This window comes from Leifsonia williamsii (genome assembly GCF_030433685.1).
GTDB lineage: Bacteria > Actinomycetota > Actinomycetes > Actinomycetales > Microbacteriaceae > Leifsonia > Leifsonia williamsii.
This window is the reverse complement of record NZ_JAROCF010000001.1, coordinates 388,630-414,345: the sequence shown is the minus strand read 5'-3', so window position 1 is coordinate 414,345 and position 25,716 is coordinate 388,630. Positions and strand designations below refer to the sequence as shown.

25 protein-coding genes and 1 tRNA gene are annotated in these 25,716 nt (G+C 65.4%); 4 read left to right on the top strand and 22 right to left on the bottom strand.

Features of this window, described 5'->3' with window-relative positions; translation table 11 throughout:
* Positions 1-12: 12 nt before the first annotated feature.
* Together guaD and P5G50_RS01830 are read left to right on the top strand one after the other, a co-directional pair.
* Positions 13-1,362: a guanine deaminase gene (gene guaD / locus P5G50_RS01835; protein ID WP_301209988.1), complete on the top strand. Its 1,350-nt coding sequence runs from the start codon at positions 13-15 to the stop codon at positions 1,360-1,362.
* 23 nt (positions 1,363-1,385) lie between these two features.
* Complete coding sequence (locus P5G50_RS01830; RefSeq protein ID WP_301209987.1) at positions 1,386-2,723, top strand: MFS transporter; 1,338 nt, start codon at positions 1,386-1,388, stop codon at positions 2,721-2,723.
* 60 nt (positions 2,724-2,783) lie between these two features.
* Here the strand turns inward: P5G50_RS01830 and P5G50_RS01825 are convergent.
* The 4 genes from P5G50_RS01825 to P5G50_RS01810 form a co-directional block, all read right to left on the bottom strand.
* A tRNA-Gly gene (locus P5G50_RS01825) sits at positions 2,784-2,857 on the bottom strand.
* Between the two features lie 207 nt (positions 2,858-3,064).
* A complete protein-coding gene (locus tag P5G50_RS01820) occupies positions 3,065-3,682 on the bottom strand; it encodes a hypothetical protein (RefSeq protein ID WP_301209986.1) in 618 nt (205 codons plus the stop codon).
* Positions 3,683-3,774: 92 nt separating this feature from the next.
* Positions 3,775-4,047: a hypothetical protein gene (locus tag P5G50_RS01815; protein ID WP_301209985.1), complete on the bottom strand. Its 273-nt coding sequence runs from the start codon at positions 4,045-4,047 to the stop codon at positions 3,775-3,777.
* Between the two features lie 100 nt (positions 4,048-4,147).
* Positions 4,148-6,598 (bottom strand): hypothetical protein, encoded by a 2,451-nt coding sequence (locus P5G50_RS01810; protein ID WP_301209984.1) that lies wholly within the window; start codon positions 6,596-6,598, stop codon positions 4,148-4,150.
* Positions 6,599-6,912: 314 nt separating this feature from the next.
* On the opposite strand from P5G50_RS01810, the gene P5G50_RS01805 reads away from it, so the two are divergent.
* Positions 6,913-7,236, top strand: a complete 324-nt coding sequence (locus P5G50_RS01805) for a hypothetical protein (protein ID WP_301209983.1) — start codon at positions 6,913-6,915, stop codon at positions 7,234-7,236.
* Positions 7,237-7,252: 16 nt separating this feature from the next.
* On the opposite strand, the gene P5G50_RS01800 is transcribed toward P5G50_RS01805, so the two are convergent.
* The 11 genes from P5G50_RS01800 to P5G50_RS01750 form a co-directional block, all read right to left on the bottom strand.
* Complete coding sequence (locus P5G50_RS01800) at positions 7,253-9,934, bottom strand: AAA family ATPase (protein WP_301209982.1); 2,682 nt, start codon at positions 9,932-9,934, stop codon at positions 7,253-7,255.
* Positions 9,935-10,245: 311 nt separating this feature from the next.
* Positions 10,246-11,112 carry an ArdC-like ssDNA-binding domain-containing protein gene (locus P5G50_RS01795; RefSeq protein ID WP_301209981.1) on the bottom strand — a complete coding sequence of 289 codons (867 nt, stop codon included), beginning with the start codon at positions 11,110-11,112 and terminating at the stop codon, positions 10,246-10,248.
* A 296-nt stretch (positions 11,113-11,408) separates the two neighbouring features.
* Positions 11,409-12,287 (bottom strand): WD40/YVTN/BNR-like repeat-containing protein, encoded by an 879-nt coding sequence (locus P5G50_RS01790; RefSeq protein WP_301209980.1) that lies wholly within the window; start codon positions 12,285-12,287, stop codon positions 11,409-11,411.
* Positions 12,284-13,081, bottom strand: coding sequence for a M23 family metallopeptidase (locus P5G50_RS01785; RefSeq protein ID WP_301209979.1), 798 nt, complete (start codon positions 13,079-13,081; stop codon positions 12,284-12,286). The genes P5G50_RS01790 and P5G50_RS01785 overlap by 4 nt, the downstream gene beginning before the upstream one ends.
* A 98-nt stretch (positions 13,082-13,179) precedes the next feature.
* A complete protein-coding gene (locus P5G50_RS01780; RefSeq protein WP_301209978.1) occupies positions 13,180-13,767 on the bottom strand; it encodes a DUF305 domain-containing protein in 588 nt (195 codons plus the stop codon).
* Between the two features lie 90 nt (positions 13,768-13,857).
* Positions 13,858-14,334, bottom strand: a complete 477-nt coding sequence (locus P5G50_RS01775) for a DUF6153 family protein (RefSeq protein ID WP_301209977.1) — start codon at positions 14,332-14,334, stop codon at positions 13,858-13,860.
* Positions 14,335-14,445: 111 nt separating this feature from the next.
* On the bottom strand, positions 14,446-14,763 hold the full coding sequence (locus P5G50_RS01770; RefSeq protein WP_301209976.1) for a metal-sensitive transcriptional regulator: 318 nt from the start codon (positions 14,761-14,763) through the stop codon (positions 14,446-14,448).
* 18 nt (positions 14,764-14,781) lie between these two features.
* A complete protein-coding gene (locus tag P5G50_RS01765; protein ID WP_435870815.1) occupies positions 14,782-17,007 on the bottom strand; it encodes a heavy metal translocating P-type ATPase in 2,226 nt (741 codons plus the stop codon).
* Positions 17,008-17,065: 58 nt separating this feature from the next.
* Positions 17,066-17,323: a YHS domain-containing protein gene (locus P5G50_RS01760; protein ID WP_435870814.1), complete on the bottom strand. Its 258-nt coding sequence runs from the start codon at positions 17,321-17,323 to the stop codon at positions 17,066-17,068.
* Between the two features lie 21 nt (positions 17,324-17,344).
* A complete protein-coding gene (locus tag P5G50_RS01755) occupies positions 17,345-19,582 on the bottom strand; it encodes a heavy metal translocating P-type ATPase (protein ID WP_301210037.1) in 2,238 nt (745 codons plus the stop codon).
* Positions 19,583-19,679: 97 nt separating this feature from the next.
* The gene (locus tag P5G50_RS01750) at positions 19,680-19,889 is read right to left on the bottom strand and encodes a heavy-metal-associated domain-containing protein (protein ID WP_301209975.1); all 210 of its coding nucleotides are present in this window, start codon (positions 19,887-19,889) and stop codon (positions 19,680-19,682) included.
* A gap of 165 nt (positions 19,890-20,054) precedes the next feature.
* Between P5G50_RS01750 and P5G50_RS01745 the strand changes: the two genes are divergently transcribed.
* Positions 20,055-20,459: a four-helix bundle copper-binding protein gene (locus P5G50_RS01745; RefSeq protein WP_301209974.1), complete on the top strand. Its 405-nt coding sequence runs from the start codon at positions 20,055-20,057 to the stop codon at positions 20,457-20,459.
* 136 nt (positions 20,460-20,595) lie between these two features.
* Here the strand turns inward: P5G50_RS01745 and P5G50_RS01740 are convergent, their stop codons facing one another.
* The 7 genes from P5G50_RS01740 to P5G50_RS01710 all read right to left on the bottom strand — a co-directional run bounded on the left by P5G50_RS01740 (position 20,596) and on the right by P5G50_RS01710 (position 25,641).
* Positions 20,596-21,459: an MFS transporter gene (locus P5G50_RS01740; RefSeq protein ID WP_363319449.1), complete on the bottom strand. Its 864-nt coding sequence runs from the start codon at positions 21,457-21,459 to the stop codon at positions 20,596-20,598.
* Positions 21,351-21,830 carry an MFS transporter gene (locus P5G50_RS01735; RefSeq protein ID WP_301209972.1) on the bottom strand — a complete coding sequence of 160 codons (480 nt, stop codon included), beginning with the start codon at positions 21,828-21,830 and terminating at the stop codon, positions 21,351-21,353. Before P5G50_RS01735 ends, P5G50_RS01740 begins: the two co-directional genes overlap by 109 nt.
* A 107-nt stretch (positions 21,831-21,937) precedes the next feature.
* Positions 21,938-23,314, bottom strand: coding sequence for a phosphopyruvate hydratase (gene eno / locus P5G50_RS01730; protein ID WP_301209971.1), 1,377 nt, complete (start codon positions 23,312-23,314; stop codon positions 21,938-21,940).
* Between the two features lie 157 nt (positions 23,315-23,471).
* Positions 23,472-23,852: a fluoride efflux transporter CrcB gene (gene crcB, locus P5G50_RS01725; RefSeq protein WP_301209970.1), complete on the bottom strand. Its 381-nt coding sequence runs from the start codon at positions 23,850-23,852 to the stop codon at positions 23,472-23,474.
* Positions 23,849-24,319, bottom strand: coding sequence for a fluoride efflux transporter FluC (locus P5G50_RS01720; protein ID WP_301209969.1), 471 nt, complete (start codon positions 24,317-24,319; stop codon positions 23,849-23,851). Before P5G50_RS01720 ends, crcB begins: the two co-directional genes overlap by 4 nt.
* 51 nt (positions 24,320-24,370) lie before the next feature.
* A complete protein-coding gene (locus P5G50_RS01715) occupies positions 24,371-25,126 on the bottom strand; it encodes a 2,3-bisphosphoglycerate-dependent phosphoglycerate mutase (RefSeq protein WP_301209968.1) in 756 nt (251 codons plus the stop codon).
* Complete coding sequence (locus tag P5G50_RS01710) at positions 25,123-25,641, bottom strand: universal stress protein (protein WP_301209967.1); 519 nt, start codon at positions 25,639-25,641, stop codon at positions 25,123-25,125. The genes P5G50_RS01715 and P5G50_RS01710 overlap by 4 nt, the downstream gene beginning before the upstream one ends.
* Positions 25,642-25,716: the final 75 nt, after the last annotated feature.

Below are 25,716 nucleotides of genomic sequence, written 5' to 3'. Positions count from 1 at the left end.
CAGGGGGATCCGATGGTGTTCTACGAGGCGCAGCACGGAGGGGCGGGCACCCACGCGGTCCGCGGCCACATCGTCACCGTGAAGGGCGATCCGTTCGTCGAAGGCGACGACGACGTCCTCGTCGACATCGCCGACGGGCTGGTGATCATCGAGAACGGACTCATCACCGCCGTCGGCCCGTACGGCGAGCTCAGCGACCGGCTGACGGCGGACCTCCACGTCGACCACTACCCCGACCGGATCATCACCGCCGGGTTCGTCGACTCCCACGTCCACTACGTCCAGACGGGGATCATCGGCGCGTTCGGCGCGCAACTGATCGACTGGCTGAACGAGTACACGTTCGTCGCCGAGCAGCGCTTCTCCGACCCGGCCTACGCCGCCGCCGTCGCGAAGGTGTTCTTCGACGAGCTGCTGCGCAACGGCACGACCACCGCCCTGGCCTTCGCCGCCGTCTACCCCGGCTCGGTCGACGCCTTCTTCCAGGAGTCGCTGCGCCGCGGCACCCGCATGGCAGCCGGCAAGGTGCTCATGGACCGCAACGCCCCGGAGGCGCTGCTGGACACCCCGCAGTCGGCGTACGACGACTCCAAGGCGCTCATCGAACGCTGGCACGGCAACGGCCGCAACCTCTACGCCGTCACCCCGAGGTTCGCGCCGACCAGCACGCAGGAAGAGCTCGACGTGGCCGCGACGCTCCGTCGGGAGACGCCGGGTGCGCTGATGCACACGCACGTTTCGGAGAACCTCGGGGAGATCGCCTGGGTGCGCTCCCTCTTCCCCACGAGCAAGGGCTACCTCGACGTGTACGACACCTCCGGCCTGCTCGGTCCGGGAGCCGTCCTCGCGCACGGCGTGCACCTCACCCTTGCCGAGCGGATCAGGGTCGCGGAGACGCACTCCGCCGTGGCCCACTGCCCGACGTCGAACCTGTTCCTGGGCAGTGGGCTGTTCCACGTCCACCAGGCCAAGAACCTGCACCACAACATGACTGTCGGGCTCGGCACCGACATCGGCGCCGGAACCAGCTTCTCGATCCTCTCCACCATGAACGAGGCGTACAAGGTCGCCCAGCTCACCCAGTACCCGCTGGACTCGATCAAGATGCTCTACCTCGGCACTCTCGGCGGCGCACAGGCCCTCGGCATCGAGGACAAGGTCGGGTCGCTGGAGGTCGGCAAAGAGGGGGACGTGATCGTCCTCGATCCGCAGGCCACCGACCTGCTCGCATTCCGCAGCGCCCAGGTCGGATCACTGGAGGAGCAACTGTTCGTGCTCGCCACGATGGGCGACGACCGCACCGTCGCCGCCACCTACGTCGGCGGCGAACTCGCATACTCGCGCGACGGCCACGCGGCCTGAACGCGCTCAGGGGAGGGGACACCATGTCATCGAGCGGACACGCGGCCTACTACCACGGCTCACATCGCTGGTTCGAAGGACACCGCACCATCGGGGGCCCCGAGGCCTGGCTGATCTGGGTGCTCGCCACGATCTTCGTCGTCTGGCTGTTCGCCATCCAGACCGGATACGCGGTCGTGTCTCCTGACATCCAGAAGACCGCGAACCTCACCATCGCCCAGGTCGGCCTGGCGGCGTCGACCTATACGTGGGTGTTCGCCGTCGTGCAGTTCTTCTCCGGCGCTCTCCTCGACCGCTTCGGCACCCGACCGCTCATGGCCATCGCCGTAGCACTGGTCACGATCGGCGCGTTCCTCTACGCCGGGACCACCAACTTCGCCACGCTCGTCCTCGCACAGGCCGTCCTGGCGATCGGCTCCTCGTTCGGATTCGTGGGGGCGGGCTACGTCGGCGGCAAATGGTTCGACGCGGCCAGGTACGGACTCATGTTCGGACTGGTGCAGACCGTCGCATCCCTCGGCTCCGCGATCGGTCAACCGCTCATTCAGGCGTCGCTGTCCGCGCTGACGTGGCAGCAGCTGCTGGTCGCGTTCGGCTGCTTCGGTGTGCTCCTGGTGGTCCTGTTCATCGCCTTCGTGCGCAACCCTGCGCCCGATCCGGCTGTCCCCGTTCCGACGGAGCGGCGGGACAACGTCTTCGGCGAGATCTTCCGCGACCTCGGCCACTCCTTCGCCAACTACCGTGTCGTCCTGTCGTCGATCCTCGCGGGTGCATCGTTCGGAGCGATGCTCGCCGTCGGGACGCTGTGGGGCCCCCGGATCATGGAGGCACACGGCGCCGACGCGAACTTCGCCACCGTCCTCACCGCGCTCGCCTGGCTCGGACTCGCCGTCGGCGCACCGCTGGTCAACGTGGTGTCCGACCGCTGGCACAGCCGCAAGTGGCCGGCGTTCTACGCCCTGCTTCTGCAGGCGGCGGCGATCGCCCTGGTGATCTACCTTCCGAACGTCGCCAACGGCGCCGCCCTCGCCTTCATGTTCGCCATCGGATTCTTCGCCGGCGGTCACATGCTCGGCTTCACCGTCGCCGGCGAGGCCGTCGAAGGCGCTCTCATCGGCAGCGCCTCCGCGATCGTCAACGGAGTGTGCTTCATCATCGGCGGCCTGCTCACCAGCATCCCCTCCGCGTTCCTGCCCGAATCGCCGACCATCGCCGACTTCCAGGCCGCACTCTGGCTGCTCCCGGTCGTCGTGGTGATCGGGTGCGTCGCGGCGTTGCTCCTGCCCGAGAGGTCGGTCGCGAAGAGGTCGGCGCAGACCACCACCGTCGCGGCCGCACCGGGTTCTGCGGATGGTGCCTGACGCCCGCCTACGCCAGACGTAAGGGAGGGAAGGGCTCGACGAGCCCGGGGAAGCCAGAAGTGGAGCGAGTGACGGGAATCGAACCCGCGCTATCAGCTTGGGAAGCTGAGGTTCTACCATTGAACTACACTCGCACGGCCCGGAATCCCAGTAAAACACTGGGAAGTAAGGCTGGCGCCCAGACTACCCGCTCAATGGTTATTGGCCAAACTCACCGTTTACTCACCGCTTTGAGAATGGTGACAGCCGGCGAGCCAGCTCGTCGATGTCTTAAACGACTCCGCGACGGTGGCTCGGCGCTATCGGCTGGAACAACCGAGTGTCCTCGTTCCCGCGCATGGTCAAGAGGCTGGCGCACCTGCGAAGAATGCGACCGCCTGCTTGACCTGAGAGTTGATGCTCCAGGTGCCGCCCGGAATCGCGGTGGCGGGCACCATTACGCAGACGACCCCCGTCGCTGTCGCGCCGCCGTACATCGTGCCGAGGCTTCCGTAGTTCACCTCCGGTGAAGCAGGCGTGCATCCCTGATCCTGGTAGGTGTTTCCGTCGTTGCCGACGTAGGCGATACGGAAGCTGCTACCCGGGTCCGCACCGTTAGCCACCTCGGGGGTGTTCGCCAAGGAGATGGTGAACTTCGTCTTCACGTAGGTCTGGCCGGCCAGCGGCGACTGGTTGAACTGGTTACCCGCGATTACCTCAGCGGTGGCGTCCGGGTTCGTGGCCTGACCGGTGAACGTCCAGACCGAGGCCGGGTCGTATTTGCCCGGGGTGCCGACGGGGAACGGGTTCGCTCGACTGCCGAGAGCGGCCTGCGGCGCGGGCGTCGGTGTGGGGGTAGGCGTTGCGGAGGGGCTCGCAACGTGAGACGAGACCGCGACCGGCCCGTTCACCGCACACCCTGACAACGCGAGCGTCACGGTGGTGAAAGCCGCTGCGGTGGCGAGGCTGTGAGTCTTCATAGGATCGATCGTATGAGTAGGTGACGAATCCTCGGCAGTCCCCGTACGGGTGCCCGACGTCGGACGTCTATGTCGCGTTGCCCGCGTCTCTTTCAGCGCCCGAACCTTCCGGTAGTGCGTCTGGATTCCCACCGCTCGAGTTGGTGCAGCTCCGCCTGTGAGTGACCAACCGCCGACATGGCTTCCTTGATGCGCGCGAGCGAGAGGCCCTCGGCGGCGGCGCGTTCTAGCAGCCTAGGCATCATCTCGTCGGTTTGCCCGTTTCGATCCCACCCGTTGTTACCGATGAAGTGCAGCGACTCGAGGAGCTCGTGCTGATCCTTGGTGAACCCGATCCAAGAGACGTGCGCGGGCGGAGGTGTCATGGATACATTCTCTTGTCTAAACGTCCCCAAGCGGATCCCTTACAGCGACTCCCACGATGCAGCTAGTGACCATAGTGTCGTCCGCTCGCGGGATCGGCTTCTACCGGTGCTTCTTGTTTCTGGGATTCAACCGTTTCGTCGCCCTCCGGGCAGACGGTGGCACGGGACGCCCCATGACCTCGACTGGCACAAGCCCGATAGTCTCTCCGAGCGCATCAAGCTCGCGATGTTCGCCGGGCGGAGCGTTGTCGTAGCGAACGGATCGGATGTTTCCGCGCTGATCGAACAGGACCATCAACGCTCGATCGGATTTGATCTGATGCTTCTTAGCCGTTCCGTATGTCGCTAAGGAACGGCTGGCATCGCTAGGGGACATTTTCGTGGGCATGGTACCGATGAAGAGAGTTGGGTAGCCCCAGGCGCCAGCCAGCCCGACGAAGTAGTGGTGGGGCCGGCTATCAGCTTTGGTCGCGGCGATCAGATCGTTGATCCCTCGCGCGAGTCCTTTTTGCGATTCCCCGGCGAGATTTAGTAGATCTGCCGAGAAGCGGAACCACCCCGGCTTGTTACCGTCCTGCAGAAAATCGACGAGTTCAAGCACGCTGCGGTGGGATTCGAACTTGGGTTTGGGTGATGGCTCACGTACTGACCCTTCGTTGAAGTAGATCCATGCGTCAAGTGGATCGGTGTGCGTCATCACCCGCGTCGGAACGGCGTTGCTGCGATATCTTTGCCGATCGCCGTTGGTTGGGCGGCGCACGCCCAGGAACTCCTCGCTGATGCGATCCGGATCAGGCTCCACGTATAGTTGCCCCGATAGGAAGAGCATGAACAGGTCCAGTTCATCGATGGCCCAATAGTTCAGCGAGACTTCAGACTCGGTGCGGCGTCGAAGGTAGAGCAGGAATTCTGCCGGCCGATCGAGCACCTCCGAGATGATCGCGAGGTCATGGAGAGAGACGATCCACGGGAACCGATCGGACTTGATGACATTGCCGCGGACCAACTCGTCCAGCGCGGTCCCCAGCGGCCCCATATCGTCGAGGCAAACCGCAACCGATCTCACCTCCCGGACCGCCGACAAGTCGAGCCACGTTTGGTTCTCAAGCCAGAGCCCGCCGTTGGTGCGGATTAGCCCCTCGAGCCGCAGGGCCTGGTTCGTAGCGTCGCCCACCGTGGCTCTAAGGTCACCCGTCAGTCGCTGGACATGGCCCCCTCGAGCCTGATGTGAGACGCTCCGCCCTTTGACTTCGACGCAGATCGCGACATCTTCGACGAGGAACAGGGCGTCGGCCTCCGTCTGCTCGGCGATTGACGTGATGTTCGTTGCGGCCGACGACAATTCGCCACGACTCACCCCGGGGTTGGGTCGGAAGTACTTGAGGTTCACGTGCGCCGGATCCGTGCCGAGCAGTTCGGTCATATACCTGATGGACGACTGCTCACTTACGATCATCCGGTGCTTCTCATACCGCCGCCATCGTGCCGCGTGGCCCTTGAGCCCCGCCTCGACCACCTGACGGAGACAATCAGTCCCAATCGGGACGTTCATTGTGATGTAGTTGCCGGCACCGTCGGTGATTAGGGACGCACTCCGGAAAGGATTATCTCCGGCGAGGAACGACGCGACCGCAGCGACCGGATCGCCCTCCCCGCCTAACGCGACGCTGAAGCGTTCCAAAACCCGCTCGACACGGCCCAAGGGGACTGCAGAGGCATCGGCGATCTCGGCTGCAGTGAAACTCGCCCGCTCTCCAGGGAAGAACATCAGATCGTCCGCCGCCGCCCTCCCCTGCTCGACCCGTTCCGGCGCCTGGTCGCGTCGACCGCTCGCCTCCCACTCCCCAGAAACTTCTCCAAGCGTGTCTCGGGCCGCGAAGAAGCGATCCAGATAAACAGTTCGGATTGCCTCGCGAACTAGCAGAAAGTCCTCGTACGCAAAGCCGAGGGATTCCACCAGAAGCGCGCCGAGGTGCTCGCTGCTGAACAGAGCATGGTTCAGTCCGTCGTGGATGTGCGCGTACTGCTTGAACTTCACATTGAGCTCGTGGCCCACGTAAGTGGCGGCCAGGCTCGTCAAAGGGCCAAACTTCTCGGCCTGCCCGTCCGACAAGAGCATGAACTGCCCCAGGCTGAGCAATGTCCCCGTCCTGTCATGGATGTCGGGTATCGCTCTTGCCGGGTGCGCTGCGCGCGGATCGACGCCTGGCGGCACGCGCATTCCTCGCGCCAGCAGAATCAATGCGACGAGCTCGACAGCCGCGGGTCGCTGATCTGAAAGACTCTCGCGGTAGCCCTCGAGCACGATCGGGGTCTCGCGGAGCCGCATCAGTTCGATGACATCGAATGCGTCCGCCTTACGGACGGCCTTTGCAATAGCTTCGACTTGTTCGCGTATTACGTCTGGTCCACGCGCTACCAGGTCAGCAAGCGTCTCACCGGCGCGAAGGCTTGCCAGGGATGACGCCATGCTCTGGATAGCGAACTCCAAACCTTTTTCGTCGGCGGAAATGATCCGTCTATCGGGGCCGCTGTCGTTGTGGTTTGCCACTCCAGTCACTTTCGTTTGGTTGCTGAACGTTAGCGTGGGCCGCCGACAGTGTTTGGGCCATCGCATCTCCAAGCGAGCACTCCATCTGTTCGTGCCCGTGCGTGTCATCTACGAAACGCTCACCTCGTCGATATAAGACGACGCGAAGAGCGCGAGCGCGAGCGCAAGTCGCGGGGCAACTTCACACTTTGACGAACAGAACTTGAGTTGAGGCCGGGGGTGTCAGGCACACTGGAGGGGTGGAGCGCGAACCACCCCGACCGAGGCCCTCTGGAGTGTCGGGCGAAGAAGCAGTTGAGTTGTGCAGAGAGTGGATGATCTATCTCGGCGCAGCTGACTCGGTCGTGGCCGCTGGGGCCGCACGAAACTCATGCGATCTCTATAGCTCTCGCTACCTGGGCTGGGTTGATAACAGCCGTGGAAACCTCGACGTCGATGCTGTGGAGAAGGCTGCGGCGTTGGCAGCTACAGATGGGCGTCAGCCGCTCATCTTCTTGCGCGGCGGTGTGCGCCCAGTCGCGCAAGAACGGGCCGACGTTCTTGGGGTGGCGCTCCTCAATTATCGGGAACGGGACCGAGCGCTCGACGGCAGAAGCCGTCTCGGGCGGGAGATCATCGCGACGGGGCTGGCCGAGTAACGGCCGGGCTGTCGGATCATCGAGACAATGTGGGCGACGGTGCGTCGACGGTCGCCAATGGTCGTGCGGCGCCGTTCCTCGCGGCACGGGCCAGTTCCTCCCGAGCGGCGAGTCGAGACTTCTCGATGGTTTCTTCTCTTAGCTGTCGCTGCATCGTGGCAGCCAGTTCCGTCTTTGCGGCCTCGACCGACGAGGCGATAACGACGGCATCGTTTCGCGACCGTCCGCGAGTAAGCCCGACGTAGAGGCCGGCGGCGTCGACGCCGGGACCAACAATGGCACGATCCGTGGTTTCGCCTTGGACGCCGTAGACAGTGCTGGCGTAGCCGAGGTGAAGATTGGCGCTTGCGTATTCGCGTGTGATCCGCCGCAGCGAGCTTGAGTCGGAAGTGCACGCCAGTGTGAGGTGCTCGTCCGTGATGCTCCTAATGATCCAGTTCTGGCGATTCTCTACTCCGGACGCATTGTCGTTCCTGCGGGTCTGAACCACATCGCCAACCAACACAGGCTGCCCCGACTGGCCCACTGCGAATGTTCGTGTGTCCAAAGCCCCAGACTCGATTCTCCGTGCCTGAATCGCTTCGTTGACCCGTTGAGCTTCTGCGTGCGTACCCGTCACTAGCGCGATCGTCTGCGCCTTGCGCGATGACTCGAGCCATGCGGCAACCATCGTTTGGTATGCTTCAGCTTCGCTCGTGACGAGCATGAGATGCCCCGCCTGTTCGATCTCTTCTGCGATCGCGCGAGACTCCGCGAGACCACGTGAGTCGCGTATACGCGCGGACAGGTCGGCCCATTCTGGGTCGCGGAACCGGTGGATCTCGGTGAGTTCGATCTTCTCAAAGGCGGACCGGCGGAAGAGAGCCATCGCGCCGGAGTGCCCAACGGGGAGGGCCTGGTAGTCGTCGCCGACGACTGCGACGGTCGCGCCCGTACGGTGGATGACGTCGATGAGCGCGTTAGCGGCTTCGAGGTCGAGCATGCCGGCCTCGTCGACAACGATCCGATCACCAGGGCGGATCCGGGTTCGTGGGCCTCGGTAGTACTGCCCGGTCGTGGGGTCGGTGTCGCCGGGCTGGAGCAATTTCCATTCCGTGTTACCGGCGATGCCGGTGTTCCATCGCCAGCCGTAGTCATGAAGGAGCTGGTGGAGGCTGGAGGCGGCGCTGTGGGTTTCGCGTCCGGCGACGGTGGAGGCCTTCTTGGTGGGGGCGACGATGATCATGTTTCGCCCGTGGCGGCGCAAGGTAGCGCTGGCGACTTTGAGCATGGACGTCTTGCCCGTGCCAGCCCCCCCGGTGATGGCGACGACGGATGCGGTCCCGGCAATAGCCGATGCGCCATCGGTTTGATCGTTGTCCAGGAGTCGCTCGGGGTCGAGCACGTGAGCGATAGCGGTGATTTCCTCGACGGGGGCCGCGGTGCCGGGCGCGGAGAGTGCTTCGATTCGGTTGGCGATCGTGGCCTTCAGTGCAGCGGTGGAGGTGGCCATTCTGGACTTGATGTGTGAAGGAACATCGGGCTGGTCGAGCAGCGTGACGGTGTGTGCTCGTGCGGCGGCGATGACCTGCTCGGCTATGGTCGCGAGTTCTGTGAGTTCGGCGATGACGCCGGTCGCCGCGAGGGCGCGGAGTGCGCCGGCGCGGACGTCCATCAGGCTGAATCGGCCACCGGTGCCGGTTGCTCGAGCGTCAGCATCGACGATGGCTTTGGCGGCGAGGAGCTCGATGTCGAGATCCTCGATCGATGCCCAAGCCGCCTCGATACGAGGGCGCGCCGAAAGGAGCGCGGGGTCAACGGCAGCGAGTTCTTCGCGGACGAGCGCGGCCCAGTCGTCTTCGTTCAGATCGCCGGGCTTGTTGGGTCGGTTGGCTGCCCACGCCCACCGGTCGATCTGGTTCAACACGTCGTGGGAGGGTTCCTGTCCGGGGTGCTGCTGCTTCCACCAGGCGGTGCGGGCGATCTTGTTGGCTTCGATCTGCGCGGACCGCTTCGACAACGGTCGCACCAGGTGCTGCAACTGGGCGATTTCCCCACTCTCGTTAAGGGTGAAGCCTTTCGCTGCCAGAGCGGTGGCCCAGGCGGGGTCGGTGCGGGCGGCGAGGTCGCCTTCGGCATTGATGACGTTCTGGAACCGCAACGCAACCCGAGTGTCCACGTTCGACCACCTCCCGTCGAGGCCTTGGACTTTCACGTTCAACCACAGGTGCCGGTGCTTATGCGGATCCAGCGAGCGGGAGCGTTCATGCTTGAGCTCGACCACCTCGACCCGAGCGAGGTCTTCCCTGATGCAGCCGCCCTTCCCACGCCGAGCGTTTAGCTCCTCCTGCCAGAGGTGGATGATCCGGTCCCTCAGTCGGTCCTGGAGGTCCTCGTACGCAGCGTTCAACTCCGGATCCAGCATCGCCGCAATGCTGAACGACTTCGGCGCGTTGATCGTCGCGTCCAACACCAGATCCGCATTGGGGGAGGACATCTCGAACCCGCGATGCTCACCGGTGAGTGGGTCGCTGCCATCGACCCAGGTGCGCAGCTGCTTCCGGGTGAGCAGATCATCGCGGATGGACCCGTCCTCCACGACGTACCGGGTCATCACCGCACCCGCGTAATCCGCCGCCGCGAGCACCCCTTCCGCGGTCTTCGCCGTCAGGTGCGAGTCGCAGACACCGCCGAACGCGTAAGCGATCGCTTGCCTCACCCCCTGTGAGGCAACCCCTCGTTTCCACCGCGCCACACCCCCGCGCATGCCGCCCACGATACTCGCATTCCACAAAAAGTGCCTGCGTGCATTCACTCTCTTTTGCTGTTCGGCTCTGTCTCCCTTCTCTCGGCGTCGTCCTCACTTCGTTCGCTACTTTGTCGGTCTCGTCCGTGTCGCTTTTATCTCTACTTCGACTTGGTGCTTCCTGCTTCGTCTGTCGCCTATCCAGAAGCGCTCGCATCCTGAGTTGACGCGTTTGAGCATGAGGAAACCCCGGACCATTTGGACCGGGGTTTCCTGAGCGGGACTTATGCGTGGTGCTCGATGGCTTCTGCGATGGTGTGCGCTGTTCCGAGCACGCGCACGGCAGTCGCGCGGATCGCGTTGGTGTCTTCATCCGCCCAGCCCGTGATGTATCCGATGCTGTAGGCGCTGGTGTCGAACCCGTTCATGCCGCCGACGATGTATGCGACTGATTCGGCTTCGACCTCCATCTGTCCGCGGTGCGTGCGGTAGTCGTCGATGTCGTCGATGTGGCGCAGCTCGATGTGCGCGGTCTCGTGAATGAGAGTCTTAGCCGACTGTTCGGGGGCAAGGTCTTTGGCGAGGACGACGCGACGCCGCTCAGGGTCGGTGTACCCGCTCGCGATGGTGAGCGGCTCGCGTTGGATGCCCCATCCGTGGCCCGTTAGATAGCGGGTCAGGGGGGCGATGAGGCCGTGGTCGTCGTCCCCGATCAGCCGTTGGGCCGGGTCCTCGGGGAGCGGCTGGGCTCCCTCGATCGGGTCGGTCTGTGTGATGTCGAAAACGGACAGTGTGGGGAAGTACCGGACTACGCGTTCGTCGTCCTCCGTCGCCTTCTTCTGGTCGTCATCATGAGCGAATCTCTTCTCCCGGTATCCGAAAATCTTGATCGATTTCTCGCCCCGGCGAACTTGTCGTCCCTTGGCCTGCCACTGACGAAATCCGGCGACATTGGTCGCCTGCGGGTTCTGCGACAAGATCAGCAGGACGTTGTTGAGGCTGTAGGTGTGGAAGGAGCGGGCGAACTCTAGGAACGCGCGCCACTGGCCGCTGTCGCTAAGTTGCTGGACTTGCTTCACGATCGACGCCTGCAGTGCCTCCGCCTCGGTCCGTCGATCTTCTGCGCTCCTTGTGGTGCTCTTGCCGCCCATGACCCCGACCTCCCTGATCGCTCTTCTTGCCGTTCCGGCACAGGGATCAAGAGCGAGCGGAGGCGGCGCAGTGCCCTGAGGAAGCGGTTGCTAAGCGCAGGGAGCGAAGCGAGCGCAGTCTGCAAATAGCGAGCGGAGGGAACGGAGCCGTCGGAGGTCGCTATGATCGGCTGCCGGATCGGAAAGAAGCCCAAGGGGGCAGCACGCCGAGGGTGTCCCGCCCAGGCCGCTTGTCCTCGTGAAGGCCGTTCCTCAGTTGCGTATGCGCCAGGAGTGAGTGCGGTGTACTCGAGGTGTCAGGGCGTCCAGAGTGGCGTCCACTGCACTCCCATGTCCGCGGTCGCAAAAATCCCGCGGTCTGTGGCGAGAATGACGCGGTCGTCGGTAGCGGTGAGCGCTTGGGCTGTCCCCGGCAGGACCTCGCCGCGGGTCCACGCGGCTCCGGCGTGCTTCCAGAGGTATCCGTCTGGCCCGATGCCGTAGACGGTGCCTTTGCCAGCAATGGCGAGCTGGTTGAGGATGGGGGCGCTGGTGTCCGTTTTGAATGTGCGGCCGCCGTCGGTGCTGATGGCGACTCCGGCTCGGGTGGCGGCGTAGATGGTGTCAGCCTTCCCGGGGTAGGCGGCGAGGTCGGTTGCTTCCAGAGTTGCGCCAACGGACCAGGTGTCGCCGCTGTCCTGGCTGTGCAGGAGCGCACCGGAGGCTGCGTCGACGCCGTAGAGCTGAACCGTCGTATCGAACCGGGCGGAGGTGAGTGCGTGGAAGTCGGTACGTCCGCCGAGTGATGTGTTGGTCCACTCATCGGCGTCGCCGGAGACGCGCATCAGTCCAACATTGGGCGCTTGGAAAGCTGCCGGGGAATCACTGCCGGGGTGCCCTGAGGCGAACGTGGTGTCGCCGACGGTGGTGAATGACATGGCATCGAAGCGTGCTCCGCCGAGCGGCCCAGTCAGCTCCGTTCCGCCGGCGATCTCGGGGAGGCGGTAGATGCCGTCGTGTGTTGCGACAAGAACGCGTTGCTTGTCGTCGATGGCGAGGTCGTGGACATGGGCGAGCGCGGCGACTGGATCGACGGTCCGCTGGGATGGTTCGCCGGTCGGGAGAGTGCACCCGGTGAGCAGCAGCCCGGTAACGATTAGACCTGCAGTCAGGGCAAAGCGGATGGGGGCGCTCACGAGCCGACCTTCTCTTTCATGTAGGGGTACGGGTCGATGAAGGCGCGATCGCGCATGATTCCGAAGTGGAGGTGGGCGCCGGTGCTCATGCCGGTGCTGCCAACCTGTCCGACGATGTCGGTGACTCGGACTTGGTCTCCGACATTCACGCGAAGGGAACCGGCGAGCATGTGAGCGTAGAGGCTGCTGATCCTTTCCCCGTCGATGACATGGTCGATGATCGCGTAGACGCCGAGTTCGCCGCTGGGGTTGCCGATTTCTGAGACCACACCGTCCGCGATGATTTGGATGGGGGTGCCGCGGCCTGGGTTCATGTCGATGCCCTGGTGCTTGGAGGAGCAGCCGGCGCAGGGTGCGCTGCGGTATCCGAACCCGTCGCTGATGGGCACGCCCTGAGTGAAGGGCCACTGGACCGGGGAGGCCGGGTTGTTGGTGAACGTATCGGCCGTGGAAGCGTAGCCGCCGGTCAGCGCTTGAGGGGCGGGCACGAGTGGTGGGGGTGGTGGTGGCGTGGTGACTGTGTAGCCCTCGCGCGTGATCGCCACGCCGGTCGCGTCCGCGTTGATGCTGACGGTCTGGGCTTGCTCGAGCACGCGGATCACGTCGATAGCGTCCGGTTCGGCAGAGTCGGCGAAGGCGGGGAGGGCAAAGGGTGCGGCGAGCAGAGTGGCGGCCGCGGTGGCGATGATGGTCTGCCAGGGTCGGTTCTTCCGGCGCGCGGATTTCGGCGCCACGTTGCGGCGCTGCGATCGAAGATCGCGTCTGCGTGAGTACGAAGGGGTTGGGGAGGTCATGGCTCTTCCGACGGGAGGCGAGGGGAGGAAAAGGACGGGTGCCGCCGCTGCAGGGGGGATTGGGGGATGCGGCGACACCCGCCCGTCGGTGGGACGGACTACAGGCTGCTGAGCAGGTCCTTCATCGTGGCGATCTCGGCGGTCTGATCTGTGACAATCTTCTTCGCCAGGGCCACGGCATCCGTGTTCTTCCCCGTCTTGACTTCCTCGTTCGCCATCTCGATGGCGCCCTGGTGATGCTGAATCATCTGAGTGAGGAACAACTTGCTTGCGTCCGCACCGGAGGCGTCCTTGAGGTCCCTCATGTCGGATTCGGACATCATGCCGCCCATGTCGTGGGACATGCCCATGGACACGTTCCAGCTGTTCAGCCAGCCGTTCATCGTGTCGATCTCCGGCTGCTGCGCGGCCTTGATCTTCTGCGCCAGCTCGGTGACCTTTGCGTCGACGCCGGTCTTGGCAAGGACCATGTCGGACATTTCGATGGCCTGCTGGTGGTGCATGACCATGTTCTGGGTGAACGATACGTCGGCGTCGTTGTGCTCGCTCGTGGCGGTGCTGGTGGCGGAGGATCCGCCCATGTCCATTCCGGAGTGACCGCCGGTGGTGGGGCTGGAGCAGCCAGCCAGGATGAGGGCGGTGGCCAGGGCGGCGCTGGAGGCGAGCGCCATCGTCTTGATCTTCATGTGCGTACTTCTCTCTTGCTCGAAAACTGATTCGTCAGACCGGCCGGTGGGCAGGCCTCGGTGCCCGGAGCAGGGCCGGGGACGGTCGAATCAGGTTCGGCTGATGGAGAGGATGTGAAGAGAGGGTGGTGAGGGAGGCGCCAGTACGGCGGGGAGGGCGGCGGTCAGCGCGGCGACGAGCCGGTGCAGGTCGTTGCCCCATCGGGTGAAGATCACCCGCAGGGTAACGACTAGCGTGAGCACGAGTAGTGCGAGCAGGCAGACCATGTTCGCCATGTTGTGGCCGGAGTCGCAGGTGCCGTTACAGTCGCTCGTTGGGCCGGGCATGCCCGTCATGGCGTTGTCGGCAATGGCGGCAGGATGTACTGCCGCCGTTGCGGTGGAAGCCACCGCGGCGTGGTCGTGAGTCGCTGCGGCGGTGGCGTGGTGGGTGGTGTGGTCTCCGGCGACCGTGGTGAGCGTGTGCATGGCGAGGAGACCGACGACGATGCCGGTCACGGCGAGCAGCAGCACGACGATGCGCTGCATCCCGCTGAGCCGTGGCAAGCGGATGCTGTTGCTGACCACGACACCTCCTACGACGTTTCGACCGGATTCAGGGTTCAGGGTACAGGCTCAAGGGCGATGATCTTCTGGGAGTACGAGGACGCACGAGACGGCCGTGTACGGGTGGCGCTCCTAGGAGCGAACGAGCCGGGCGATGGCGTCGCTGGCCTCCTTGATCTTCTCCTGTCCTTCCTCGCCGCCGAGTAGGACAGCGTCGGCGACACAGTGCTTGAGGTGGTCGTCGACCAGGCCGACGGCGACGCTCTTGAGGGCGGAGGTCAGCGCCGAGATCTGGGTGAGGATGTCGATGCAGTACTGCTCTTCATCGACCATCCGCGCGATTCCGCGGGCTTGTCCCTCGATGCGGCTGAGGCGGCGCATGTAGCTGGCTTTGTCGGTGATGTAGCCGTGTTCGTGTTCGTGTTGTGTGGCAGTTGCGGTGTCGTTCATGGAGCGCTCCAAGGAGGGTTAGATGCGGGAGGCGGGTTGCTTGGTCTCAGGCAGAGTACGGGATCGTTCGAGGGCGGTTCGCGCGCTGGTCTCGGGTCGCAGGTCGAGGCGGCGCAGCAGTTGGGCGTTGAGCGCGACGACGATGGTGGACAGGGACATCAGGATGGCGCCGACGGACATGGGCAGGACGAAGCCGATGGGTGCGAGGACGCCGGCGGCGAGTGGCACGGAGATCAGGTTGTAACCGGCCGCCCACCACAGGTTCTGCTTCATTTTGCGGTAGCTGGCCCGGGAGAGCTCGATGACCGAGAGCACGGAGCGGGGGTCGTCGCTGGCGAGGATGACTCCTGCAGAGGCGATGGCGACATCCGTACCGGCGCCGATGGCGATGCCGACGTCGGCTTGGGCGAGGGCGGGGGCGTCGTTCACGCCATCGCCGACCATCGCCACCCTGCGGCCTTCCGCCTGGAGTTCTTTGACCTTGGCGGACTTGTCCTCTGGTCGGACTCCGGCGAAGTACCGGTCGATGCCGAGGTTGGTCGCGACCGAGTTGGCGACGGTGTCGGCGTCGCCGGTGATCATCACGACCTGCACGTTCTGCGCGTGCAGCGCGTCGACGGCCTGCCGGGACTCCTGGCGGATCTCGTCGGCGAGCTTCAGCGCGCCTGCCACGTGCCCGTCGATGAGAACGTGCAGAATGATCGCGCCATCCTCCCGCCAGGCGTCGGCGACACGAAGTTCCTCAACGCCCGCCTCGTTCAGCAGGTTGGGGCCGCCGACCTGGATATGGTGGCCGTCGACTGTGGCCGACACGCCAACAGCCGGCGACGACTCGAAACCGCTCGCCCCGCTCACCTGCAGGTTGCGCGCCGCGGCGGCGTTGACGATCGCCCGGGCAAGAGGATGCTCGGAGTCGGCTTCGGAAGCTGCTGCCAGAGCCAGGAGCTGATCGGAGCTGGTGCCATCGATGGTCTCGATGGCGGTGACTGTGGGTTCGCCTTTGGTCAGGGTGCCAGTCTTGTCGAAGAGCACCGTGTCGACGGTCCGCATGCTCTCCAGGGCAAGGCGGTCCTTCACCAGGACACCACCGCGCGCGGCGCGTTCGGTGGCGATGGAGACCACCAGCGGGATGGCCAGGCCGAGCGCGTGCGGGCAGGCGATCACCAGAACGGTGATGGTCCGTACGACGGCCTCATCGGGGAGCCCGATCATCGTCCACACCAACGCGGTGATAACGGCGGCGCCGAGGGCGAACCAGAACAGCCAGGCGGCTGCGGTGTCAGCGATCCGCTGGGCCCGAGAGGAGGAGTTCTGCGCGTCGCTCACCAGGCGCTGAATACCGGCGAGGGCGGTATCGTCGCCGACAGCTGTGATCTCGACACGCAGACCGGAGTCAGTGGCGACGGTGCCGGCGACGACGGCGTCGCCGACGTCACGGCGGACAGTGCGGGATTCGCCGGTGATCATCGACTCGTCCATGCTCGCCGACCCGGAGACGATCCGCCCGTCCGCCGGGATCCGCCCGCCGGGGCGGACCACGACCATATCGCCGACCTGAAGGTCAGAGGGGGCGACCTGCACGGTGATGTCGCCCTCCACACGCTCCGCCTCATCGGGTAGCAGGGCGGCGAGCGAGTCGAGGGCGGAGGTGGTTTGCGCCAGGGACCGCATCTCGATCCAGTGCCCGAGCAGCATGATCACGATCAGGAGTGCGAGCTCCCACCAGAAGTCGAGTTCGTGATCCAGGATGCCCAGGCTGGCGCCCCAGGAGGCCAGAAACGCGACCGTGATCGCCAGCGCGATCAGAAGCATCATCCCTGGCTTGAGGGCTCGCAGTTCGCTTACCGCGCCGGTGAGGAAGGGACGGCCGCCCCACACGTACATGACCGTGCCGAGGACTGGTGAGATCCATGCCACCCAGACCGCGTCCGGCAGCGGGTATCCCAGGATCATGGCGAACATCGGAGAGAACCCGACAACGGGAATGGCGATGATCAGCATGATCCAGAACAGCCGCCGGAACTGGCCGACGTGGTCACCGTGTCCGGCGTGGCCGCCCATCCCACCGTGTCCGCCGTGTCCGGCCATGTCATGTCCGGAGTGCCGGGTCATGTCGTGTCCAGCATGCTGGCTCGCGTCGTGTCCACTGTCACTCAAGTCTCCGGCGTGCTGCTGGTGAACAGATTCGGTTCCGGTTGGAATGACGTGGCCGGCGTGGTGGTCGTGCCCGTTGTGATCGGTCATGGTGTTAGCCCTTCACTTGGGTGATGTGCTGGAGTCCGCCTGTACCGGGCGGTGACGGTTACGCGGCGACGTAGCGTGCGGGATCAGCGTCGAAACGGGGTGCGCAGCCAGCGCAGCAGAACCAGTACCGCTCACCGTTGTAGTCACGGTAGAGGCCGGCTGCTTCTGCTTTCGCCTTGCTGACGGTGCTGCCCTTCATCACGACGCACTCAGTGAGGTCGTCTGCGCCGGCGCCGCCGAGGAGGTTGGTGGCCCCGGCGGGCATGGCGGCGTCGTCGTGGAGGTTGCTGGTGGTGCTGTAGCAGCTGTCGCTCATGGTGTTCCCTTTCATGGGTGGTCAGGCGGTCTCGAGGACGCGGGTGGGGGTGTTGGTGGTCGGAGTGGTGGCTGTGCCGCGGGGGCGGAAGCTGCGGAGGCGGAGGCTGTTGCTGACGACGAAGACGCTGGAGAACGCCATCGCGGCTCCGGCAATCATCGGGTTGAGCAGGCCCAGGGCGGCCAGGGGAATCGCGGCGACGTTGTAGGCGAATGCCCAGAACAGGTTGGTCTTGATCGTGCCCAGCGTTCGACGGGCCAGGCGAACCGCATCAGCGGCGGCCCGCAGGTCGCCGCGGACCAGCGTGACGTCGGCCGCTTCGATAGCGACGTCGGTGCCCGTCCCCATCGCGAGACCCAGATCGGCGGTTGCGAGGGCTGCCGCATCGTTCACGCCGTCACCCACCATCGCCACGGTCTTGCCTTCGGCCTGAAGCCGGCGGATGGTCTCTGCCTTGTCTTTGGGGAGCACGTCGGCGATCACCGTTTCGATACCGACGGCCTCGGCGACCTCTCGGGCGACGATGGCGTTGTCGCCGGTGATAAGGATCGGAGTGAGCCCGATCTGCTTGAAGGTAGCAACCGCCTCATGGCTGGTCGGTTTGATGGCGTCAGCGACTACAAGCAGGCCGCGGGCTTCGCCGTCCCAGGCCACACTGACGACCGTTCGGCCGGCCGCTTCCGCAGCGTTCTTGGCGGCGGTGAGGGCGTGGTCGAGTGTGATCGACCAGTCCTCGAGAAGGGTGGCGCGGCCCACCAGCGCGAGGTGGCCATCAACGACGCCTTGCACTCCGCGGCCCTCGATGTTCACGAAGGACTCCGGGACGGGAAGCGCGCCGCTCTGATCCGTCGCTGCGGCGGCGACGGCGCGGGCGATGGGGTGCTCCGATGCTGCTTCGACGGCGCCCGCAACGCGCAGGAGCTCGGTCTCGTCGACCCCCGGAGCCGTCACGACGTCTATCAGTGTCATTTTTCCGGTGGTGACGGTTCCGGTCTTGTCCAGCACGATGGTGTCGACGGTGCGGGTGGACTCCAGCACCTCCGGTCCTTTGATCAGGATGCCGAGCTGCGCGCCGCGACCCGTCCCGACCAGCAACGCTGTCGGGGTGGCCAGGCCGAGTGCGCATGGGCAGGCGATGATCAGCACGGCCACCGCGGCGGTGAACGCTGCAGCGACCGGATGGCCGGTGATCAGCCACGCGGCCAGAGTGATCACGGCAATGCCGAGCACAATGGGCACGAAGATTCCGGAGATTCGATCGGCGAGGCGCTGCACCTCGGCCTTGCCTGACTGGGCATCCTCGACCAGCTTGGCCATCTGAGCCAGCTGGGTGTCGCTGCCCACCCGGGTGGCCCGGACGAGCAGGCGGCCGCCGGCGTTGACGGTCGCACCGGAGACCGTATCCCCGACGGTGACCTCGATCGGCACCGATTCGCCGGTCAGCAGCGACATGTCGATCGCGCTCGCACCGTCGACGACGACACCATCCGTGGCGATCTTCTCGCCGGGCCGGATGATGAATTCGTCACCAACGTGCAGCTTCTCGATCGGGATGCGAGTCTCTTGACCGTCCCGCAGGATCGCGACGTCCCTCGCGCCCAACTCCAGCAGGGCTCGCAACGCGGCGCCAGCCTGCCTCTTGGATCGCTTCTCGAAGTAGCGCCCGGCGAGGACGAACGTGGTCACCCCGGATGCGACCTCAAGGTAGATGTTTCCGGCGCCGTCGGAGGCAGCGACCGTGAAGCTGAACCCGTGGGTCATTCCCGGCATCCCGGCGGTGCCGAAGAACAGCGCATACAGCGACCACGCGAACGCCGCGAGGGTGCCGATCGAGACGAGTGTGTCCATGGTCGCCGCCCCGTGGCGGGCGTTGATGAAGGCGGCCTTGTGGAACGGCCACGCGCCCCAGACCACGACGGGTGCAGCGAGGGTGAGTGAGAGCCACTGCCAGTAGGTGAACTGCAGAGCGGGGATCATCGCCAGCGCGATGACCGGAACCGACAGCGCCACGCTTCCGATCAGGCGGTTGCGCAGTCCGGTGAGCTCCGGGTCGTCGTCTTTCCCAGCTGCGTCCGGCTTGGCGGCCGGCAGCGCTGCGGTGTATCCGGTCTTTTCGACCTCCTCGATGACCGCCGTGACGTCCATGCCGGCCGGAATCGTCACGCGAGCTTTTTCAGTGGCATAGTTCACCGTCGCCGTTACGCCGTCGAGCCGGTTCAGCTTCTTCTCGATCCGCATGGCGCACGACGCGCAGGTCATCCCGCCGACCTCGAGTTCAAGGGTCGATCCGGCGGCGGCGGTGGTGGGAGATGCTGACACGTTGGGCTCCTTGCGGTGGTGAGACGAGGTCTCGGTCTTACTTGCGGACGGCGGCGTAGCCCGCCTCATCGACCGCGGCGAGCACCGCCGCGTCGTCGACTCCGGTTCCGGTAGTGATGTGCAAGATGCCGTCGCTCGCGGACACCTTCACGCTGTCGACGCCGGTCACCTGACCGACCTCGGTGGACACTGCACGCTCGCAGTGCTCGCAGGTCATCCCTGTCACCTGGTAGTCGATTGTTTCCATCGTTCCTCCATCGAATCGTGCATACCCAGGGAGGGTATCACCGCTTTACCAACAGGATACCCCTGGGCGGTATTCCCGCAAGTCGCGATTGCGGGTGGAGAACGGCGATGTGGCGGGTACCGTCGCATGGGCAGGCGGGATCAATGAAGAGGAAGGGCAGTCACCATGTCGACCGCAACGCGAATGCTCGAGACATATCCGGCGGATCTCGGAGGCGTGGACCGCGACAAGCTGGGCGGCTGTATCGAGGCATGCATCGAGTGCGCACAGGCCTGTACGGCCTGCGCGGATGCATGCCTCAGCGAGGAGATGGTCGCCGAGCTCATCAAGTGCATCCGGACGGATCTCGACTGCGCAGACATCTGTGCTTCGACCGGCAATGTCCTCTCCCGTCATACCGAATATGACGCCAACGTCACGCGGGCGGCGCTTGAATCGTGCCGCACCGTATGCGGCGCCTGTGCGGATGAATGCGAGAAGCATGCCGACATGCACGAGCACTGCCGAATCTGTGCTGAGGTATGTCGGCGCTGCGAACGGGCGTGTGCCGCACTGCTCGCCGCTATGTGATAACGGCGTGGCGAAGGCGCCATCCCCATTGGCACCGCGCACGGGCGGTTGCATGAGAGAACCTTCTTTTCGATGATCGCTGGCACGAACCAGTGTCTGTGCAGTGGCGCGTCTCGCCGCTTTATGCGGTGATTGGCTACCCCGGGTTCTGCCCTGACGGTGCCCGCGCTCGGAAGACGCCGGCCGTGCAAGCTGACAGCAACATCCATGCTCCCGCGTACGTGAACGCAGCGGCCGGAGAGACTGTCGCATAGAGCGCCCCCGCAACAACCGTTCCGACGATGTTCCCCACTGCCTGGATTCCTCCGACGACGCCGAATCCGCTGCCTCTGAGTTCGTCCGGGAGTATCCGAGCGATGAGAGCGGACTCAGCTGTCTCGGCCAGGCCGATGCCCGCTCCTGCGAGCAGGAAGCCCGCGACGGCGAACCCCCAGTGGATCGAAGCGTGGGCGATGAGCCCGTACGCGAGGACATAGGCGATCGCCCCCGACGCGAACACGCGCCGCGGCCCGACGCGGTCGAGCCAGAAGCCTCCCAGAAGGGCGATCAGGGCGGCGACGGCATTGTGGCCCGCGTAGAGCAGGATCGCGAGCGAGGCAGCGTTTGCGAACCCGAGGGTCGTGAACAGGTCCGTCGCCCGCAGGATCAACAGCGTGGTTGCGAGATTGCCGCACTCGAAGAGCAGCACGGGCAGAAGCGGCCTTCCGATCCCGGCGCGGCGGAGCCCCCGAACGTCCAAGCGCATTGGGCGACGCACTCCAGTCGTGGGTCCTCTCGCTTCACGGGCGGCGACGATGATGGCGATGGCAGCGAGCATCCCAGGGACGAATGCGAACCAGATCGCCGGTCGAAGACCGAGCCACGCGACGAGCACAGCCGCCAGGAGCGGCCCTACCACGGCGCCGAGGTTGTCGCCCGCGCGTTCAAGACCGAACGCCCGTCCGAACGTATGCGGTCTGGCAAGGGAGCCGAGGAGCGCATCCCGGGCGGGTGATCGCACCCCCCCGGAGCTGCCCAGGCGAGGGCTCGAAGCACCCCCACCTGCCAGACCGCTGTGGCGAACCCGATCGCGGCGGTGGCTGCAGCGGTGACGATGTACCCACCGGTGGCGAGCTTGCGCCGCCGTGCAGGGTCGTTGGCGAGCGGGCCGCCGATCACTTTCATGGTGCCCGTGAGTGCGTCGCTGATGCCCTCGATGAGGCCGAGAGTTGCTGCGCTGCCGCCGAGGACGGAGGTGAGGAACGCGGGCATGACGCTCGTCGCGATTTCATGGCCGGCATCCGAGAAGAAGCTGGCCGCACCGATGGAGGCGACTCCCAGCGTGAGCCACTTCGCGTCCTCGTCCTTGCGAGCGTTATGCGGCGATGTCACCGGCTCTCCTTCAGTCCAAACGAGGGGGAGCGCCTCGGTGTGAAGGCGCTCCCCCTCTCACTCCCGCGCCGGGTCACGTGGATAACCCGATGTGGGCGGAAGTGTTCTCAGGGCTCCAACGCCACCTCGGGTGCGTGGGTGGGAGCCAGCTCGAGACCGTAGGGGAGGGACTTGTTGTCCAGCTCGATGTCGAGCAGTCGGTTGTACTTGACGACGCGCTCTCCTCTGGCGGGGGCGCCGGATTTGATCTGCCCGGTTCCTGTTCCGACGACGAGGTCGGCGATGAAGGCGTCGGTTGTCTCGCCGGAGCGGTGGGAGACCATCGATTGCATGCCGAGTCGACGGGCGGTTGCGATGGCGTCCAGCGTGGAGCTGACAGTGCCGATCTGGTTGGGCTTGATCAGTGCCGCGTTGGAGTAGTGGTTGCGGGCGCCGTCGGAGATTCGCCGGGGGTCGGTCACGTAAAGGTCGTCGCCGACGAGTTGTGTGCGGTCGCCGACGGCGTCGTAGAGCAGCTTCCATCCGGCATGGTCGTCTTCGGCGAAGCCGTCCTCGATGGAGCGCAGCGGGTACTCGTCGAGGAGCTTGATGTAGTAGTCGACGAGCTGGTCGCGACCCAGGAGCTTTCCGGCGATCTTGTACTTTCCTTCCCGCTCGTAGAAGCCGTTCGCTGCAGGGTCGATGGCGATTGCTACGTCGTTCAGACCGGGGGTGTACCCCGCGTCCTGGATGGCTTGCACCAGGAGTTCCATCGCTTCTTCTGGGCTGGCAATGTCGGGGGCGAAGCCGCCTTCGTCGCCGAGGCCGGCGGTGTGGAATCGAGCCTTCACCCGGGCGGCGAGGGCGTGGTAGATCTCTGCTCCGGCCTCCACTGCGGCTGCCTCGTCCGCGGCCCCGACGGGGGCGATCATGAACTCCTGGAACTCCAGCGGGTTGGCCGCGTGAGCGCCGCCGTTGAGTACGTTGAAGTGCGGGACGGGGAGTCTCTGCGCACTGTCGGTGACCCGAGCAAGCCACACATGCAGCGGAACTTCCGAGGCGTGTGCGAAAGCGCGGGCTGCGGCGATGGACACGGCCACCACCGCGTTGGCGCCGAGACGAGTAAGGTTCTCGGTTCCATCGAGCGCTCGCAGGGCATCGTCCAGTTCACGCAGCGTCGTCCAATGGCGGCCCGCCAGCACGGGCGAGATCTCCGTCTCGACGCCGGCAACGGCGCGGTGAACGCTTCGACCGGAATAGGAGGGCCCGTCGTCGCGGAGCTCGACGGCTTCATACGCCCCCGTTGATGCTCCGGCGGGCGCGGAGGCAGAGACCTGCATGCCATCGTGCAGGTGGAGCGTGACCGACACCGTGGGGTAGCCGCGGGAGTCGAGGATCTGGCGGGCGGTGACTCGCTCGATCGCGACCGGGTGCGTTTCGGGGTGGCTGATGTAGTGGCCCTGGTGGGCGGCGTCGATGTGGCCGGTGTAGCCGTGCTCGTGCATGGTGTCTCCTATCTCCAGGCGTGCGTGATCGCGTGAGATAGGGACTGTTGTCGGCATCGAAGTTGGTGTCGGCGAGCCCCACCGCCGAAGCGCCGAAGCGCTGGTTGGGAGTGTGGCACACAATCGGGGGAAACGGAACACCGTGCGGATGGTTTTCTCATACCAGCCAGCCGATCCACAGGCCGAGCCCCGCGGCGAGCAGAGCGCCGGCGAGCATGCCGACACTGTTGACGGCCGCGGCACGATATCGGCCCTCCTGCGCGAGGCGGACGGTCTCGAAGCTTGCGGTGCTGAATGTGGTGTACCCGCCGAGCAGTCCCACTCCGATGATGGCCCGCCACTCCGGTGCAAGCAGCGCCAAGGTGGCGAGACCGGTTACGAGCCCGAGCAGGAACGACCCCGAGATGTTGATGATGGTCGTGCCGAGTGGGAACGGGATCGTCACTCGTGACTTCACGATGCCGTCGACGACAAGTCGGCTGGCCGCGCCCACTCCACCGGCGGCGGCGACTGCGAGGGCAACCAGGAAGCCGGTCATCGGGTCCCTCCGCTCGCGCGGCGGTTGATGGCCGTGCCGAGGGCGATGCCGGCGAGCGAGGCGAGCGCACCGACGAGGAGAGTCGCGACGGCGTACGCGATGCTTCCCGCGATGTTGGAGGCGACGATGAGTCCATCGGTGTCGACAGCGAAGGAGCTGTAGGTCGTGAACCCGCCGAGTACCCCTGTCCCGACGAAGAGCCGCACAACTCGTCTCATGCCTTGGTCCGGCCCCCGGGAGAGACCGGCGAGAAGCCAGCCCAGGGCGAACGCACCCACCACGTTGATCGCGAAGGTGATCACGGGTATCCCGTCGACGGTCGGAACTGAAAGCGACAGGAGATAGCGGATCGTGGTGCCAATGGCGCCGCCGGCGAACACGAGGCCGATGTATCTCCAGTGGAGGTGGACAGGGCGTGTCCGCCTCGCCGGGACATCGTCGGCGACGACGTCGGGATCGACGGGCATGGTGTGGCTCTCGGTATTCAGGAGCCGGCTCCTTTCACGACGGGACACCATTCAGGTACCCCCTTGGCTTCGAAGGACATCCTCGGCGTCGGCCGCCGCCTCGGGGTCGAGGTAGGTTGCCGACCGCAGCCGGAAGCGGCCGTGACTCAGCTCGAACCGGCAGCGCAGCGGGTGACCGGTTGGAATGTTCAGCTGCTCGACCTGCTCGCGCGTCAACTGCTGCACCACGAACAGCAACGCGCGCAGGGAGTTACCGTGCGCGATCACCAGGATCGGGCGGCCGGCGCCGGCCGCAGGGAGAAGTACATCGTCGAGAAACGGTGTGATCCGGCGTACGACATCGGCGAGAGATTCCGTGGCTGTGAGCGCCTGGGACGGCAACCGATTGAACGGCGGCCTGCCACGGAGTCGGGCCATCTCGGCCTCCGACATCGGCGGCGGTGCGACGTCGTAGGAGCGTCGCCACTCCCGGTAGCGTGCCTGGCCTGCACGTCGGGCGACCTCCGTCTTCGAGAGTCCGGTCAGGGCCCCGTAGTTGCGTTCGTCGAGTCGCCATTCGACTTCGGCCCGCGGCAAATCCATGACCGCGCCCATTTCCTGCGCGGTCTCGATTGTTCGCCGCAGCGCTGAGCAGAACACCCGAGTGGGACGGACGCCGGCTTGCGCCAGGAGCATTGCAGCGCGTCGCGCTTCTTCCCGGCCGAGTTCACTCAGCCCCGGGTTCAGGACACCGGTGAATAGTCCTCGCGCGTTGGCCGTGCTCTCACCGTGGCGGAGCAGGTAGACCTCGGCGACCCGTTCCCTCACTCCCACGGCAAGGCTCGGCCATCGTCGACCGGGGAGAGCGGTACGACGAGGACGGGTCGGCGTTGCCGGTGAGCGAGATGAACAGCGACGGAGGACCGGAAGAACTCGCGCATGCTGGTGCGCAGCCCAGCCTCGTGGGTTCCCACGACGATCATCCGGGCATCGAGCTTCTCCGCAAGGTGGCCGAGGGCACGCGCGGGATCGCCGGCGAGAGTGCGTTTGCTCCAGGAGACCCGCGTCCCGGCGAGCAGCTTCTCGATCCGGCGGGTCAGTGCAGGATCGAAGACATCCTCCTCGAACTCCGGCAGATCAGGGTCGATCGGAACGGAGCGGACCGTGCCGTCGGCCCCTTCGTCGACGGCGTAGCGGTTCGGGTCCACTGTCGCGCAGACCAGGTCACAGCCGAGGTCCGCCGCCAGGCGCGAGGCGACGACCAGGACGGCGTCCGCGAGATCCTTCGCCACTCCGACGAGAATGACCCCACGCGGCGGCGGTTCGGGCCTGTGATCGGTCATCGTGCTCCTATCTCCGGGCGCACGGGCGTGCGCGTCTCACGAGATAGGGACCGTTGTCGGCGAAGCCGAGGTTGG

Coding starts and splice junctions, on each gene's coding strand:
- P5G50_RS01720 (WP_301209969.1), bottom strand. CDS start 24,319: ATGCCCGTCGATCCCGACGTCGTCGCCGACGATGTCCCGGCGAGGCGG.
- P5G50_RS01795 (WP_301209981.1), bottom strand. CDS start 11,112: ATGGGCGGCAAGAGCACCACAAGGAGCGCAGAAGATCGACGGACCGAG.
- P5G50_RS01815 (WP_301209985.1), bottom strand. CDS start 4,047: ATGACACCTCCGCCCGCGCACGTCTCTTGGATCGGGTTCACCAAGGAT.
- P5G50_RS01760 (WP_435870814.1), bottom strand. CDS start 17,323: ATGAGCGACAGCTGCTACAGCACCACCAGCAACCTCCACGACGACGCC.
- P5G50_RS01830 (WP_301209987.1), top strand. CDS start 1,386: ATGTCATCGAGCGGACACGCGGCCTACTACCACGGCTCACATCGCTGG.
- P5G50_RS01755 (WP_301210037.1), bottom strand. CDS start 19,582: ATGACCTGCGCGTCGTGCGCCATGCGGATCGAGAAGAAGCTGAACCGG.
- P5G50_RS01750 (WP_301209975.1), bottom strand. CDS start 19,889: ATGGAAACAATCGACTACCAGGTGACAGGGATGACCTGCGAGCACTGC.
- P5G50_RS01780 (WP_301209978.1), bottom strand. CDS start 13,767: ATGAAGATCAAGACGATGGCGCTCGCCTCCAGCGCCGCCCTGGCCACC.
- P5G50_RS01765 (WP_435870815.1), bottom strand. CDS start 17,007: ATGACCGATCACAACGGGCACGACCACCACGCCGGCCACGTCATTCCA.
- P5G50_RS01770 (WP_301209976.1), bottom strand. CDS start 14,763: ATGAACGACACCGCAACTGCCACACAACACGAACACGAACACGGCTAC.
- guaD (WP_301209988.1), top strand. CDS start 13: ATGGTGTTCTACGAGGCGCAGCACGGAGGGGCGGGCACCCACGCGGTC.
- crcB (WP_301209970.1), bottom strand. CDS start 23,852: ATGACCGGCTTCCTGGTTGCCCTCGCAGTCGCCGCCGCCGGTGGAGTG.
- eno (WP_301209971.1), bottom strand. CDS start 23,314: ATGCACGAGCACGGCTACACCGGCCACATCGACGCCGCCCACCAGGGC.
- P5G50_RS01820 (WP_301209986.1), bottom strand. CDS start 3,682: ATGAAGACTCACAGCCTCGCCACCGCAGCGGCTTTCACCACCGTGACG.
- P5G50_RS01745 (WP_301209974.1), top strand. CDS start 20,055: ATGTCGACCGCAACGCGAATGCTCGAGACATATCCGGCGGATCTCGGA.
- P5G50_RS01785 (WP_301209979.1), bottom strand. CDS start 13,081: ATGACCTCCCCAACCCCTTCGTACTCACGCAGACGCGATCTTCGATCG.
- P5G50_RS01710 (WP_301209967.1), bottom strand. CDS start 25,641: ATGACCGATCACAGGCCCGAACCGCCGCCGCGTGGGGTCATTCTCGTC.
- P5G50_RS01805 (WP_301209983.1), top strand. CDS start 6,913: ATGATCTATCTCGGCGCAGCTGACTCGGTCGTGGCCGCTGGGGCCGCA.